We start from the raw sequence: 13,401 nt of genomic DNA, 5'->3' as shown, positions 1-13,401 counted from the left end.
CGCCAACCGCAACCGCTTACCGGAGTTTTGAAATGCACGCTCTCATCGTCACCGCCCATCCCGATCCCAAATCGCTCACCCATAGCGTCGCCACCGGCATCGCCAATGGCATTCTGGCCTCCGACCCCGCGCATACGGTGGAGATTGCCGATCTTGCAGCGGAAGGCTTCGACCCGCGATTTACCGCCAACGATCACGCCGTGCACTTAAGACAGGCACCGCAGGCGGCCGATGTTCTCGCAGAACAGGCGAGGATCGATCGCGCCGATGCGCTGGTACTGGTCTACCCCGTCTACTGGTGGTCCATGCCTGGGCTACTGAAGGGATGGATCGACCGCGTGTTCTCCAACGGCTGGGCCTATGACGAAGGTCCGGACCTGCCGACCGTGCGGAAGCTCGGTCATCTTCCCGTTCATCTCGTCGCGATCGGCGGCGCCGACATGCGGACCTATGCCCGGCACGGCTATTTCGGGGCGATGAGAACGCAGATCGATCACGGCATATTCGGTTATTGCGGCGCGCCGGTCGTCACCTCAGAACTGCTCGTCGGCGAGGCCGGTTCCAATCTGGAAACCGCCCTCGCCATCGGCGGCAAGCTCTTCGGCACATCCCGCCAATCCGCGGCAGCGTAACGGAATAAGCTAGCCGTCCGCCATCGTGTGAAGCGCGTCGACGGCGCGCTTCAGCTCGTCCTTCACGTCTGCCGATTCATCGAGGATTTCCCGCGCCCGGAAGAAATCGAGAACACGGAAGCGGTTCACGGCAGGACGAAGGAAGATCTGCGGCGGGCGCAGCTTCAGCTTCAGCGCGATGCTGGCCTGCATGGTGAGCTGGCTTGCGCCGAAAAGACTGTCTATGCGGCTCGGCGGATGCGTGCCGTCGCCTTCCGGAACGCCGACGACATCGACGGCGATCACCACATCGGCGAGTTCCATCAGATGCTCGTAGGGAACCGGGTTGAAGACGCCGCCATCGATCATGATGCGGCCATTGACCCTAACGGGCATGAACAGCCCCGGAATGGCGGCCGAAGCCGAGATCGCGGTGCGCAGATCGCCCTGTTCCAGCACCACTTCCGCCTGACCGTAATAATCGGTGGCCGATATCTTCATCGGAACCGCGAGATCGCGGAAATCCCTCGGCACCTGCGGCGGCAGAAAGGCATCGAGGATGAGTTCCAGGTTGAACTGGCCGAAGCGGAAGCCGCCGAGCTTGTCGCGCATGGAGGCCGGGCCGAGGCTCCACAGCCGGTTGAGGAGCATGCCGCGTTCTCCGACCGTCTGCAGCGTGTAATCGCGGATATCCCGGCCGGCCATGCCGGCCGCCATGCCCGCGCCCATGATCGCACCGATGGAAGAGCCGGAAATCGCGACCGGGCGGATGCCGAGTTCATCCAGCGCCTCGATGACCTGGATATGCGAGATGCCCCGCGCCCCACCGCCGCCGAGTGCTACAGCGAAAGTCAGGCCGCCATGGCGGGTATCTTTTTCGAGATCGGGAAGAGCAAGCCTTGTCGTCATCCCGAAGCTCCGTTAGCTCGGCTGGTAGCGGTAGAATTCGATGCGGGTATCGCCGAAGATACGGCTTTCCAGTGGTTTGAACACTGGATCGACCGAAAGCTCCACATCGGCGCGCTCCTCGAGGATCACAAGCGCGCCCGGCACCAGCCAGCCGCCCGTATGCGCGGCCAGCAGCGCACCTTCACCCAGCCCTTGACCATAGGGCGGATCGGCGAAGAGGAAATGGAAGGGTTCCATCGTGCCGATCGGCCCGAGCTTGGTTGCATCCCGTCTCAGGATGCGGGTGCGGCCATGCAGGCCGAAGCTGTCGATATTCTCCCACAGGAGCCCCCTGCCCTCGACGCCGTTTTCGACGAAAAGCGCATGGCGACAGCCCCGCGACAATGCTTCCAGACCTACGGCGCCGGTACCCGCGAAGAGATCGAGCGCCCGCGTGCCTTCCAGCGCTTCCGGATAGACATGGCTGATGATGTTGAAAAGGCTTTCGCGCGTCCGGTCGATGGTTGGCCGGATGGCGTTGGATTTGGGAGTAGCCAGAGCCCGGCCACGAAACTCACCGCCGACGATCCGCACTTTCCGCTACCCCCTCGGTCCCTTGGGCTTGCCGCCTGTTCTGCCGCCGGGGCGCCCTCCGGAAGGCCTGCCGCCCGGCTTTCCGCCGAAGGATTTACCCCCACCGGGTTTGCCACGTCCGCCCGAAGGCTTGTCTCCGAAGCTCTTGCCGCCGGCGGGCTTGCCGGAGAAAGACTTGCCGCGCGGCTTGTCACCGAACGGCTTTTCGCCGCGCGGTCGCTCGGAACGCCCCTCGCCGCGGAAGGATTTCTCACCACGCGGACGGTCGCCGAAGGAACGCTCACCACGATCGGGCCGATCGCCGAAGGAACGCTTGCGGTCGAAATCGCGGCCTTCCCCCTCGCGAGGACGGCGCACCGGCGCTTCCGCGCGGATCCAGTCGCTGTCGTCCTCGGCGCGGTTGACCACGACGCGACGTTCGCTTTGGGCCTTCGGCTTGTCGAACAGCCGTTCGGCCTCGGCGCGGGCGGAGGTTTTCTGGGCTTTGCCGTCGGCGGTCGGGCGCGCGCCCGGCGCCATCCATACATTGGCGGTGCGGCTCGTCCCCATCGGCGGACGCTTCTTCGGGCGGTCGTCGCCGAAGTCGCGGTCATTGCCACGGTCGCCACCCTTGGCTCCCCCCTTGCCGCGCGGCTTGTCGGCGAACTTGCGGTCACCGCGCTTGGTATCCAGGCGGCCCAAAGCCTTCTCGCGGCGGTCCGGCGATCCCTCACCACGGGAGCCCTCACCACGCGGGCGCTCGGAGCGCGCCGGCCTTTCGGCCCTTTCCGACCGGGTCTCGCGGGCGGGCTTTTCGTCCTCCGAACCCTTCTGATTGTAGATAGGCGCCTCGAAATTGGCCTTGGCCTCTTCGATCAGGCGGGGGCCGAGCTGTTCGCGCAGTGTGCGTCCGCGCACTTCCAGAACCTCGCCTTCCGGCAGGTCACCGAGCTGGAAGGGTCCATAGGAGATGCGGATCAGGCGGTTCACCTCCAGCCCGAGCGCGCCCAGCACGTTCTTGATCTCGCGGTTCTTGCCTTCGCGAAGCCCCATGGTGATCCAGACGTTGCGGCCCTGCTGGCGGTCGAGCGTCGCCTCGATCGATCCATAGAGAACGCCTTCGACGGCAATGCCTTCCTTCAGCTTGTCCAGCGTCTCCTGGTCGACCTCGCCATGGGCGCGCACGCGATAGCGCCGCAGCCAGCCGGTGGTCGGCAATTCGAGCACGCGCGACAGCCCGCCGTCATTGGTGAGCAGAAGCAGGCCTTCGGTATTGATGTCGAGCCGGCCGATCGACAGCACGCGCGGCAGGTCTTCCGGCAGATTGTCGAAGACCGTGGGACGGCCTTCCGGATCGGAATTGGTGGTCACGAGGCCGGCCGGCTTGTGATAGAGCCAGAGCCGCGTGCGCTCGATGCCCCGGATCGGCTGATCGTCCACCTCGATCCTGTCTTCGAGCGTGACATTGACGACCGGTGTCTCGAGCAGCTTGCCGTTGAGCTTCACGCGGCCTTCCATGATCATCCGCTCGACATCGCGGCGGGAAGCGACGCCGGCCCGGGCGAGAATCTTGGAAATCCGCTCGGGCTTTCCCTCCTCCACGGCAGCGGAGGCGACGGCCGCCGGCCTGCGCGCGGGCTTTTCGGCCGCGGTCTTGGTCGCCTTGAAATCGGGACGCTTCTTTCCGGCGGAGCCTGGTTTTGCTCCCGAGCGGGGTTTGCTTTCGCGATCGAAGGGCTTGCCTGCGCCGCGCTTCGGCTTGTCTTTGAACGTCATTTGTTGTTTGCCTGAAGCGAGATGTCGGACGGAATCATTTCCGGACATTCATGTTCGTGTTGATTTAACGGGCGGGGCCGGCTTCATCCATCGGGCTGGAACCCATTGGATGAATGCCTGCGACCGGCTCGAATTGGATTGCTTCCTACCAGTTCGCGTCATCCGGGTTAAGAGGAAATTGCCGAATGGGCAAAACGAACGGGTTCATGGACGAGGCTCTGGCCGAGGCGCGGCTTGCCGCCGAACGCGGCGAGGTGCCTGTCGGCGCGGTTATCGTGCTCGACGGCAAGGTCGTCGCCCGCTCCGGAAACCGCACCCGCGCCGAAAACGACATTACCGCCCATGCGGAAATGGTGGCGATCCGTCATGCCAGCGAAACGCTCGGACAGGAGCGGCTTGCCGGCGCCGATCTCTACGTGACACTGGAGCCCTGCACCATGTGCGCGGCGGCAATCTCGTTCGCCCGCATTCGCCGCCTCTATTACGGCGCCGAAGACCCGAAGGGCGGTGCGGTCGACAACGGGGTGCGCTTTTACGCCCAGCCCACCTGTCACCACGTGCCGGAAGTCTATTCGGGCCTGGGCGAAACGGAAGCAGCCGGCCTCCTGACCGGCTTCTTCAAGGCGAAACGTTAGAGCACGAAGTTCGCGGACGGCAGCGGATTACTGGAAGGGCTTCCACCAAGCCGAGGACTTTGCCGTTTCCTCGGCCTCCTTCTTGCGGCGGCGCTCCTTCTGCAGCTCAGGCTCGCCTACGTCCTGAAGGTTGGCCGCATCGGCGGCGCGGTATTCCGTCGGCGGGTCGCTGAGGCTGCGGCGCGGAGCGTTGAGGTTCACCGTCTCGGCATTCTGCCTGGCCTGCCGGAAGGCTTCCCACTTTTGCGATTCCGTCATCTGCCCGGCCTGTCCCCTGCCTGCGAGCAACGGCGAGCGGTAACGGGGATTGTTCTCGTTCTCGGTCGCTTCCTGGCGCAGGCGCTCACGCGTCTCCTCCGGCGATTCGACCCAGTTGGGATTGTTCTCGCGACCGGCCAGCGATTGCTGCGGCGACGGCAAGGTCTGGTTCTGCTGTTCCTTGGTGGCGACCACCAGCGAAGGGCGCGGATTGTATTTCACGCTGCGGCGCTTGTCATCGTTACCGCCGACGGAGACCGCCGAACCCAAGTCGTCGGCCAATTGTTCCATGGCCGTCTTGTCCGTTCCGTAGGTTGGGCTGCCCATGCAACCCGAAAGGGTCAGCGTCGCGGCGAGAATGCCAGYCACGCCCATGCCGGCACGAAACGCATGTGTCGTCTTCATGAAAACCCTTCCATCGACAGGCACCCGTCCATGACGCCTGCGAGATTACTCCAATAGCCCGACTGCCGGAAAAATCCGGCCAATTTCGGGCAGATTTACCGGATCACGCGCCGAAGCGCAATGATCCGGCACTTCAACAATCAGAGACGCCCGAGAGCGGCGAGCTCACGCAGCGCCGCCGCATCGCGCGCGGAAACATCCGGATATTCGGGATCGGCGCCGACATCCTTCGTCACCCGCCAGGAGCGGGCGCATTTCACGCCCTCCGCCAACTTCGGCTCGACGGCCACGCCCGGCACCTCGCGCAGACGGAAGGCATCGGCCGGACCTTCGCCCGCCACGACGGAGATGGCGGAGGTGATGCAGATCTCCGCAAGATCCTGCCCCTTCAGCGCCGCCAGCAGTTCCGGATCGGCGACATGCACGACGGGTGCAGCCTCCAGAGAGGAGCCGATCCGCTTGTCCTTGCGCTCGATTTCCAGCGCTCCGGTGACGACCGAGCGGACGCGGCGGACATTTGCCCATTTCCCCGCCAGTGCTTCGTTCTGCCATTCCGCCGGTACGGCCGGGAACTGTTCCAGATGCACCGAGACTGCGGATGGATTGCGCGACAGCCAGGCTTCCTCCGTGGTGAACGGCAGCATGGGTGCAAGCCAGGTCACCGTGCAGTCGAAGATCCTGCGGATAACGGCGAGTGCCGCCCTACGGCGGAGCGAGGACGGTGCATCGCAATAGAGCGCATCCTTGCGGATATCGAAATAGAAGGCCGAGAGCTCGACATTCGAGAAATCGATGAGCGACCGGGCGATACGCTTGAAGTCGAACGCGTCGTAGCCTTCGCGAACCAGCTTATCCAGCTCGGACAGCCGGTGCAGCATCAGCTTTTCCAGCTCAGGCAGATCGGCATAGGCGATCTCTTCGCCCTCGTCATGGGCGAGCGTGCCGAGCATCCAGCGGATGGTGTTGCGGAGCTTGCGATAGGCATCGACATTGGTCTGGATGATCGCCTTTCCGAGGCGCTGATCCTCCCAATAGTCGGTGGTCATGACCCAGAGCCGCAGGATATCGGCGCCGGCATCCTTCATGACGTCCTGAGGCGCCACGACATTGCCCTTGGACTTCGACATCTTCTCGCCCTTCTCATCCATGGTGAAGCCATGGGTGACGACCGTGTCATAGGGCGCGCGGCCGCGGGTGGCGGCGGATTCGAGCAGCGAGGAATGGAACCAGCCGCGATGCTGGTCCGAGCCTTCGAGATAGACGTCCGCCGGCCATTTCAGGTCCGGACGATCCTCCAGCGTGAAGGTGTGCGTCGAGCCCGAATCGAACCAGACGTCGAGGATATCCATGACCTGCGTCCACTTGGCCGGATCGTGCCCGTTGCCGAGGAAGCGTTCCTTGGCGCCGGCCGCAAACCAGGCATCAGCGCCTTCCTTCTCGAAGGCTTCGAGGATGCGCGCGTTGACGGCGTCGTCGGCCAAAACCTCGCCATGCTCGTCCACGAAGACGCAGATCGGCACGCCCCAGGCGCGCTGGCGCGAGAGAACCCAATCCGGGCGGCTCTCGATCATGGCACGCAGGCGGTTCTGGCCGGCGGCGGGCACGAAGCGGGTGTCGTCGATCGCCTTCAGGGCGCGGGTGCGCAGCGTCGTCCCGTCGGCAAGGTCCTTGTCCATATAGACGAACCATTGCGGCGTATTGCGGAAGATGATCGGCTTCTTCGACCGCCAGGAATGCGGATAGGAATGTTTCAGCCGGCCGCGGGCGAAGAGTGCGTCATGCTCGATCAGCGCCTTGATGACGCGGTCGTTGGCATCGCCCTTCTTGCCGTTGTCGTCCATGACGCGGGCGCCTTCGAGGCCGGGGGCATCGGCGGTGTAGAAGCCGCCGTCATCGACGGGGAACGGGATCTTCGTCTCGATGCCCTTGGCTTCCAGCTCGCGGATGTGATCCATCCAAGTCTCGAAGTCCTCGCGGCCATGGCTCGGCGCAGTGTGCACGAAGCCAGTACCGGCATCGTCGGTCACATGCTCGCCGGCGAGCAGCGGCACGGGGTATTCGTAGCCGCCGGCAAGGCCTTTCAGCGGATGGGCGCAGGTGACGGCCGCCATCTCGTCAGCCGAGATGCCGCGCAAGCGCTTGTACTGGAGCTTGGCCTTGGCGAAGCTTTCTTCCGCCAGGGCATCTGCAAAGATCAGCTTCTCGCCCGGACGCGGGCCGAAATCGTTGACGGCCTCGGTGACCTCGTAAAGGCCGTAGGCGACCTTCGGTGAATAGGCGATCGCGCGGTTTCCGGGGATCGTCCAGGGTGTGGTCGTCCAGATGACGACATGGCTGCCGGAGAGAGGCTCAGGTCCCTGCGCGACCGGGAATTTCACCCAGATCGTATCGCTTTCGTAGTCGTGGTATTCGACTTCGGCTTCCGCCAGCGCGGTGCGCTCGACGACCGACCACATGATCGGCTTGGAACCACGATAGAGCTGACCGCTCCTGGCGATCTTCAACAGCTCTCCGGCGATGCGCGCTTCCGCATGGAAATTCATCGTCAAGTAGGGGTTCTCGAAATCGCCGACGATGCCGAGGCGCTTGAACTCCTCGGTCTGCACCTTGATCCATTTTTCGGCATAGGCGCGGCATTCGCGGCGGAACTCGATCATCGCCGCCGGTTCGGTCAAATCCGGCTTCGCCTTGCCCTTGGCGCGGTAGTTCTCCTCCTCGATCTTCCATTCGATCGGTAGGCCGTGGCAATCCCAGCCGGGCACATAGTTCGAGTCATAGCCGCGCATCTGGAACGAGCGGGTGATGACGTCCTTCAGGATCTTGTTCAGCGCGTGGCCGATGTGGATGTTGCCGTTGGCATAGGGCGGGCCGTCGTGGAGGACGAACTTCTCGCGGCCGGCGGCGGAAGCGCGCAGCTTTTTATAAAGGTCCATCTGCTGCCAGCGTGCGACCAGTTCCGGCTCCTTCTGCGGCAGGCCGGCGCGCATCGGAAATTCGGTCTCGGGCAGATAGAGGGTCTTCGAATAGTCGAGTTTTTCGGCTGTCTCGGTCATGAGGGCAATCTTCTCTGGCGCCGCGACGGGCGCATACCTGATGGAAGTTCGGTGGCGGAAGGCGTTTCACAAACGCCGAGAACCCGGACCTTCCCGCCGCTCGCTCTCAAGCCGCTGAGAAGGCCGGGCCGATAATTCGTATGATCTGGGCCAGCCGGAATAATCTCATGAGGCGCGTCTTTACGGGTTTTTACGCCGGAAAGGAAGGGGGAAGATCGAAATGGCGATCATGGACATTTAGCCCTGGTGCAGCTATAACTGACTATCTGACCAGTTGGAGATCCCCATGCTTGGCAAACCGACCACCGGTGAAAATAGCTGGAAGCTGGAGGATGCCAAGGCTCGCTTCAGCGAAGTGGTGCGGCGGGCGCATAGCCAGGGACCTCAGCACGTGACGGTACGCGGCCGAGAGAGCGTGGTCGTGATCAGTGTCGAGGAGCTTGAACGGCTCACCAAAACGGAGCCGAAAAAGCCGTTTGTCGAGTTCATGGAAAGCCTCGGTCTCGAAAAACTGGTGCTTGAACGAGAGGTTGACCGCGGGCGGGACACCGAGCTGTGATCGGCTGGCTTCTGGACACCAATGTCATTGCCGCCTTGATCAATCCGGCTGGCGCGCCTTCGGTTAAACATTGGGCGGCAGAACAGGACGAGAGGCACTTCTTCATCAGCATTCTGACCTTGGCTGAATACGACAAGGGGATTGAAAACCTACCACCGGAAGACGAAAATCGATACCGTTACGCAGCAGCACGCGATGCGCTGCAGGACCGATTTTCCGGCCGTACCCTCTCGATCAGCGATCCGGTCGTTCGAAGCTGGGGCTCGATTTCCGGAAGAGTGAAGCAGGCAACCGGCCACGCACCGCCCGTCATCGATACGATACTCGCGGCAACAGCGATGGAGCACAATCTCTATCTCGTCACCCGCAACGTGAAAGATACGCGTCTCTCAGGTGCCGCCGTCTTCGATCCCTGGAAAGACGATCCAAAACGTTTTCCGCTCAGCTGGCGCTAAAACGCGATCTTGGCGTCCAAGTCCCCGAGCGGCCTGACGCCGGAAAGAAGCGCCCGCGCCTCTTCCTCATCGCGCCTGATCTGTTCCACGAGGGCATCGAGCCCGTCGAACTTCAGCTCATCGCGCAGATGGCCGAAAAAGGAGACGGAACAGACCTCTCCATAGAGATCGCCCGAGAAATCGAAGAGAAAGGTTTCCAGCAGCGGGGCGCCGTTTTCCGTCACCGTCGGGCGTCGACCATAGCTTGCCACGCCGTCATGGAGTGAGCCGTCCGGCCTGCGGAAGCGCACGGCATAGATGCCCGCCTTCAGTTCGGTCTCGGGAGGAAGCCGCATGTTGGCGGTCGGGAAACCAAGCTGACGGCCGAGCTTCTCGCCGCCGATCACCTCCGCCTCCACCGTATAGCGATAACCGAGCAGCCCGGCGGCGCCGGCAACATCGCCTTCGCAAATCAGAGCCCGGATGCGGCTCGAGGAGATCACCTCGGCATTCTCGTCACGGAAGGCATCCACCAGCGTCACGGCGAACCCGCGCCGCCTGCCGGCCGCCATCAGGAAGGCCGGCCCACCTTTCCTGTCCTTGCCGAAATGGAAGTCAAAGCCGGTCACCACGCCGCTTGCACCGAGCCAATCCACCAAAATCGTCTCGACGAACTCCTCGGCGGAACGGGTCGAGAATTCGCGATCGAAGGGATATTCGATCACCGAACGGAACCCCATGGCCTCCAAAAGCCGCGCCTTCATCGGTGCCGGGGTCAGCCGGAAGACCGGCGTATCGGGCCGGAAGACGGTGCGCGGATGCGGCTCGAACGTCAGCACCAAGGCAGGGACACCGCGCTCCTCGGCAAGCGCCAGGGCGCGCTCAAGCACGCTGCGATGGCCACGATGCACGCCGTCGAAATTGCCGATCGCCACCACTCCGCCCTTCAGGGCTTCGGGCAGCGGTTCCTTCTTTTCGTTGCGGTGGAATACGGTCATCGGGAGAATTCCGTCCTCAGGCGAGCCGCGGCATCCACCATTTCGGCGTCGCGCCTTCGCGCTTCAGCCAAGCATTCAGGATCGCCTCGTCCGGCTCTCCCTTCACCGTATATTCGGCCGCGTGGATACCGCCGCTGATGTAAAGGAGGTCCAGGCCGGCGGCGAGCGCGCCGCGAACATCGGTCGGCATTCCGTCGCCGATCGCCAGCACCTTGTCGAGCGAGAATTCGCCGCGCACTTCGCGGGCGGCGGCAAAGCTCGCCTCATAGATCGGCCGGTGCGGCTTGCCGGCGATACGGCTCTTGCCGCCCAGCTGCTCGTAATAGGCCGCCATGGCGCCGGCGCAGGGGATGATGCGATGGCCGCGCTCCACGACCAGATCGGGGTTCGCGCAGATCATCGTTACATCGCGCGCCAGGAAATCCTGCAGCATGCCGGTATAATCTTCCGGGGTCTCCGTCTCGTCGTCGAAGAAACCGCTGCAGACGAGCGAATTGGCCTCCTTCGGATCGGATACCCGCTCGACTCCGAGATCCTCGATGAGTGCGGAGTCGCGCTCCGGGCCAAGCAGGAACACTTTTTTCGGCCCCTCCGCGATCAACCGGCGCGTAACGTCGCCGGAGGTGACGACGCGGTCATAGGCGGTATCGGGAACCCCGATATGATGAAGCTGAGCTGTAACCTGATGAGCAAGCCGCGGTGAATTGGTGATGAGAACGACGGTCGCGCCGCCCGCCCTTGCCTTTTCGAGCGCCTCGGCGGAGTGCATGAACGGATCGACGCCGTTATGCAGCACGCCCCAGACATCCGAAAGGACCACGTCGTAGTCTTTTGCGACCTCGCTGAGATTGCCGATCCGTCTGGCCATGCGCGCTCATTCCTTGAATTCGACTGGCGCTGACATCGCAAAGCTTTTCCGAGATGGCAAGGAAATTTCGGAGGCGACAGGAAATTCCGATCTAGAGCAACAGCCTCAGCACCAGGCCGGCCGCAGCGCAGACCGTCAGCACCGCCACCATGCCGAGCTTCAGGCGGAACAACAGAAAAGCGGAGACGAGGAACAGCGCCAGCGCCGCAGGATCGAGCGATTGCCAGACCGGCCACCATAGACCGGCGACCGGCTCTCCGCCGGGTTCCGTGGACGGCCAGAGCGGAATGCGGGCCACTTCGGCAAACAGTACGTGCAGGCCGAACCAGAGCGCCAGGTTGAGAATGACGCCGACAACCGCAGCGGTGATCGCCGCCAGCGCCGCCGAAAGGGCCGCATTGCCCCTCAGGCGTTCGATGTAGGGCGCACCGGCGAAGATCCAGATGAAGCTCGGCACGAAGGTCGCCCAGGCGGCGAGCGCGGCACCAACGACGCCCGCGAAGACGGCATCGAGCCCCGGAGAGAACCGGAAGCCGACCATGAAACCCACGAAGGAGAGCACCAGCACCAGTGGGCCGGGCGTTGTTTCGGCGAGCGCCAACCCATCGACCATCTCACCCGGCATCAGCCAGCCGTAACCTTCCACCGCCACCTGAGCCACATAGGCAAGCACCGCATAGGCCCCGCCGAAGGTGACCAGCGCCATCCGGGAAAAGAAGGAGAACATGGCCGCCAGGCTCTCGGTACCGGCAAAGAGCCAAAGGACGAGCAGCGGCAGTTGCCAGAGAAAAACCCAGAAGGCGAGCGTCAGGAGCGACCCAAGCAATGGCGGCCGCCTGACCTCCATGATATCGGTTGCCGGCTCAGCCGCAAGCCTAGCCGGATCGATCCGGGAGGCCAGAAAGCCCGCCAGGCCGGCGGCCAACACCACCAGCGGAAACGGCAGGCCGAACACGAACAGCGCAACGAAGGCCAGCGCGGCGATCACGACGAGAAAGCGGTTCCTCAGCGTCTTGCGACCCAGGCGGATCACCGCTTCCACGACGATCGCCAGCACCGCAGCCTTCAACCCGAAGAAGAGGCCGGTCAGCCAGGTGGTTTCCTGGAAGAGCGCATAGGCCGCCGAGAGCGCCATGATGACGGCAAGCCCCGGCAGCACGAAGAGAAGGCCCGCGACGATCCCGCCGCGCACCCCATACATCAGCCAGCCCGCATAGGTCGCAAGCTGCTGTGCCTCCGGGCCCGGCAGCAGCATGCAATAGTTCAGCGCATGCAGGAAGCGCTCCTCCGAAAGCCAGCGTTTCTCCTCCACCACCGCCTTGTGCAGCATGCCGATCTGCGCCGCCGGCCCGCCGAAACTCAGGAGACCGATGCGCCCGAAGACGGAGACGAGCTCGCCGAACGTGGGGCGCCCGGCGATTTCTTCCTTTATCGTTCCGTGCATAGCCGCCTCACTTCCGCCCGCCATGGGATACCCAGTCGTGTTTTTCATCGGCCGCATCCCGTGCCCAGCGATAGAGCGCGTCGTAAACGAGCATGCCCTGTTCCAGTTGCTCCAGATCGTCGGAATACATGCGCGACAGCCCGAGCGAGACTGCGAGCAATCCCGCCGCCTGCGGCTCCAGGTCCAGCCGATCGGTATCGGCACCCCGCACGATCCGCGCCATTCTCTGCAATGCCGGGAAGGCAAGACCGAATTCCTCCACCATCACGTCGAAGCTGCAGAGTTCGCCGCGATGGCTCCAGGATACGCCCTCGATATCGAAGGGCGTCGCGCCGAAACGCTCGGCAACCGCCTCGACCTCGGCAGCCGAGACGAAAAGAAAGGCGGCTTGCGGGTCCACGAAACGGCGGATCAGCCATGGGCAGGCGATGCGGTCGATTTTCGGTCGGGCTCGAGTGACCCAGAGCGTGCCCCCGGAGGAATTCTGCCCCGGCAGGSGAGCCACGGGCACGACGGGCAGGCCCGCCGCCCGCCAGGCAAGAAACCCGCCTTCGAGGACTTCCGCCTGCGCTCCCGCCAGTCGCAGGAAAGCGGCCACGCCTTCGCTGATCTTCAGGCCCTTCTGGCAGATGACGACCGCCCAGCGGCCGGCATAGGCTGCGGCCCAGCCGGCAACATCGTGGTCGTCGCGGTGGATCGATCCGGGGATCAGATGCGGATCGGCGGGGAAATCGTCCTCGTCACGCACATCGATGAGGATCGGCGCCTTCGGCGTGCCGATCAAGCGGACAAGTTTTTCGGGTGATATCGCGTTATAGGTTGCCATGATACGTGCCCTCTAGAAACCATATGTTATAGCCATATGAAGGACGCGAATTTCGGCATGGCGCCTCGTGGGG

General features: G+C 63.6%; 12 protein-coding genes and 1 pseudogene. 4 read left to right on the top strand and 9 right to left on the bottom strand.

Annotated elements, in window-relative coordinates; all coding sequences use genetic code 11:
• The first annotated feature begins 32 nt into the window (after positions 1 to 32).
• Positions 33 to 632, top strand: coding sequence for an NAD(P)H-dependent oxidoreductase (locus tag LCM4573_RS25085; protein WP_071009328.1), 600 nt, complete (start codon positions 33 to 35; stop codon positions 630 to 632).
• Between the two features lie 9 nt (positions 633 to 641).
• On the opposite strand, the gene LCM4573_RS25080 is transcribed toward LCM4573_RS25085, so the two are convergent.
• From LCM4573_RS25080 to LCM4573_RS25070, 3 genes and pseudogenes are all read right to left on the bottom strand, one after another.
• Positions 642 to 1,520 (bottom strand): patatin-like phospholipase family protein, encoded by an 879-nt coding sequence (locus LCM4573_RS25080; RefSeq protein ID WP_071009327.1) that lies wholly within the window; start codon positions 1,518 to 1,520, stop codon positions 642 to 644.
• Positions 1,521 to 1,532: 12 nt separating this feature from the next.
• Positions 1,533 to 2,093 carry a 16S rRNA (guanine(966)-N(2))-methyltransferase RsmD gene (gene rsmD / locus LCM4573_RS25075; protein ID WP_071009326.1) on the bottom strand — a complete coding sequence of 187 codons (561 nt, stop codon included), beginning with the start codon at positions 2,091 to 2,093 and terminating at the stop codon, positions 1,533 to 1,535.
• A pseudogene (locus LCM4573_RS25070) lies at positions 2,074 to 3,848 on the bottom strand (pseudouridine synthase). Before LCM4573_RS25070 ends, rsmD begins: the two are co-directional and overlap by 20 nt.
• A gap of 185 nt (positions 3,849 to 4,033) precedes the next feature.
• Between LCM4573_RS25070 and LCM4573_RS25065 the strand changes: the two are divergent.
• The gene (locus tag LCM4573_RS25065) at positions 4,034 to 4,483 is read left to right on the top strand and encodes a nucleoside deaminase (protein WP_071009324.1); all 450 of its coding nucleotides are present in this window, start codon (positions 4,034 to 4,036) and stop codon (positions 4,481 to 4,483) included.
• A gap of 27 nt (positions 4,484 to 4,510) precedes the next feature.
• On the opposite strand, the gene LCM4573_RS25060 is transcribed toward LCM4573_RS25065, so the two are convergent.
• Both LCM4573_RS25060 and ileS read right to left on the bottom strand, forming a co-directional pair.
• Positions 4,511 to 5,146, bottom strand: a complete 636-nt coding sequence (locus tag LCM4573_RS25060) for a hypothetical protein (RefSeq protein ID WP_071009323.1) — start codon at positions 5,144 to 5,146, stop codon at positions 4,511 to 4,513.
• A gap of 140 nt (positions 5,147 to 5,286) precedes the next feature.
• Positions 5,287 to 8,199 carry an isoleucine--tRNA ligase gene (gene ileS / locus LCM4573_RS25055; RefSeq protein WP_071009322.1) on the bottom strand — a complete coding sequence of 971 codons (2,913 nt, stop codon included), beginning with the start codon at positions 8,197 to 8,199 and terminating at the stop codon, positions 5,287 to 5,289.
• 286 nt (positions 8,200 to 8,485) lie between these two features.
• On the opposite strand from ileS, the gene LCM4573_RS25050 reads away from it, so the two are divergent.
• Both LCM4573_RS25050 and LCM4573_RS25045 read left to right on the top strand, forming a co-directional pair.
• Positions 8,486 to 8,758 carry a type II toxin-antitoxin system Phd/YefM family antitoxin gene (locus LCM4573_RS25050; RefSeq protein WP_071009321.1) on the top strand — a complete coding sequence of 91 codons (273 nt, stop codon included), beginning with the start codon at positions 8,486 to 8,488 and terminating at the stop codon, positions 8,756 to 8,758.
• Entirely contained in the window at positions 8,755 to 9,213 is a 459-nt protein-coding gene (locus LCM4573_RS25045) for a type II toxin-antitoxin system VapC family toxin (RefSeq protein WP_071009320.1), read from the top strand. Before LCM4573_RS25050 ends, LCM4573_RS25045 begins: the two co-directional genes overlap by 4 nt.
• Here the strand turns inward: LCM4573_RS25045 and LCM4573_RS25040 are convergent.
• From LCM4573_RS25040 to LCM4573_RS25025, 4 genes are all read right to left on the bottom strand, one after another.
• Positions 9,210 to 10,190, bottom strand: a complete 981-nt coding sequence (locus tag LCM4573_RS25040) for a bifunctional riboflavin kinase/FAD synthetase (RefSeq protein WP_071009319.1) — start codon at positions 10,188 to 10,190, stop codon at positions 9,210 to 9,212. The genes LCM4573_RS25045 and LCM4573_RS25040 overlap by 4 nt on opposite strands.
• A 16-nt stretch (positions 10,191 to 10,206) precedes the next feature.
• On the bottom strand, positions 10,207 to 11,058 hold the full coding sequence (locus LCM4573_RS25035) for a TIGR01459 family HAD-type hydrolase (protein ID WP_071009318.1): 852 nt from the start codon (positions 11,056 to 11,058) through the stop codon (positions 10,207 to 10,209).
• A 91-nt stretch (positions 11,059 to 11,149) separates the two neighbouring features.
• Entirely contained in the window at positions 11,150 to 12,550 is a 1,401-nt protein-coding gene (chrA, locus tag LCM4573_RS25030; protein ID WP_407071766.1) for a chromate efflux transporter, read from the bottom strand.
• Entirely contained in the window at positions 12,510 to 13,328 is an 819-nt protein-coding gene (locus LCM4573_RS25025; RefSeq protein ID WP_071009316.1) for a sulfurtransferase/chromate resistance protein, read from the bottom strand. The genes chrA and LCM4573_RS25025 overlap by 41 nt, the downstream gene beginning before the upstream one ends.
• Between the last annotated feature and the right edge of the window lie 73 nt (positions 13,329 to 13,401).

The organism is Rhizobium sp. LCM 4573, assembly GCF_001854865.1.
GTDB lineage: Bacteria > Pseudomonadota > Alphaproteobacteria > Rhizobiales > Rhizobiaceae > Neorhizobium.
The sequence above is the reverse complement of the archived record's forward strand: the minus strand, read 5'-3'. Positions and strand labels throughout refer to the sequence as shown.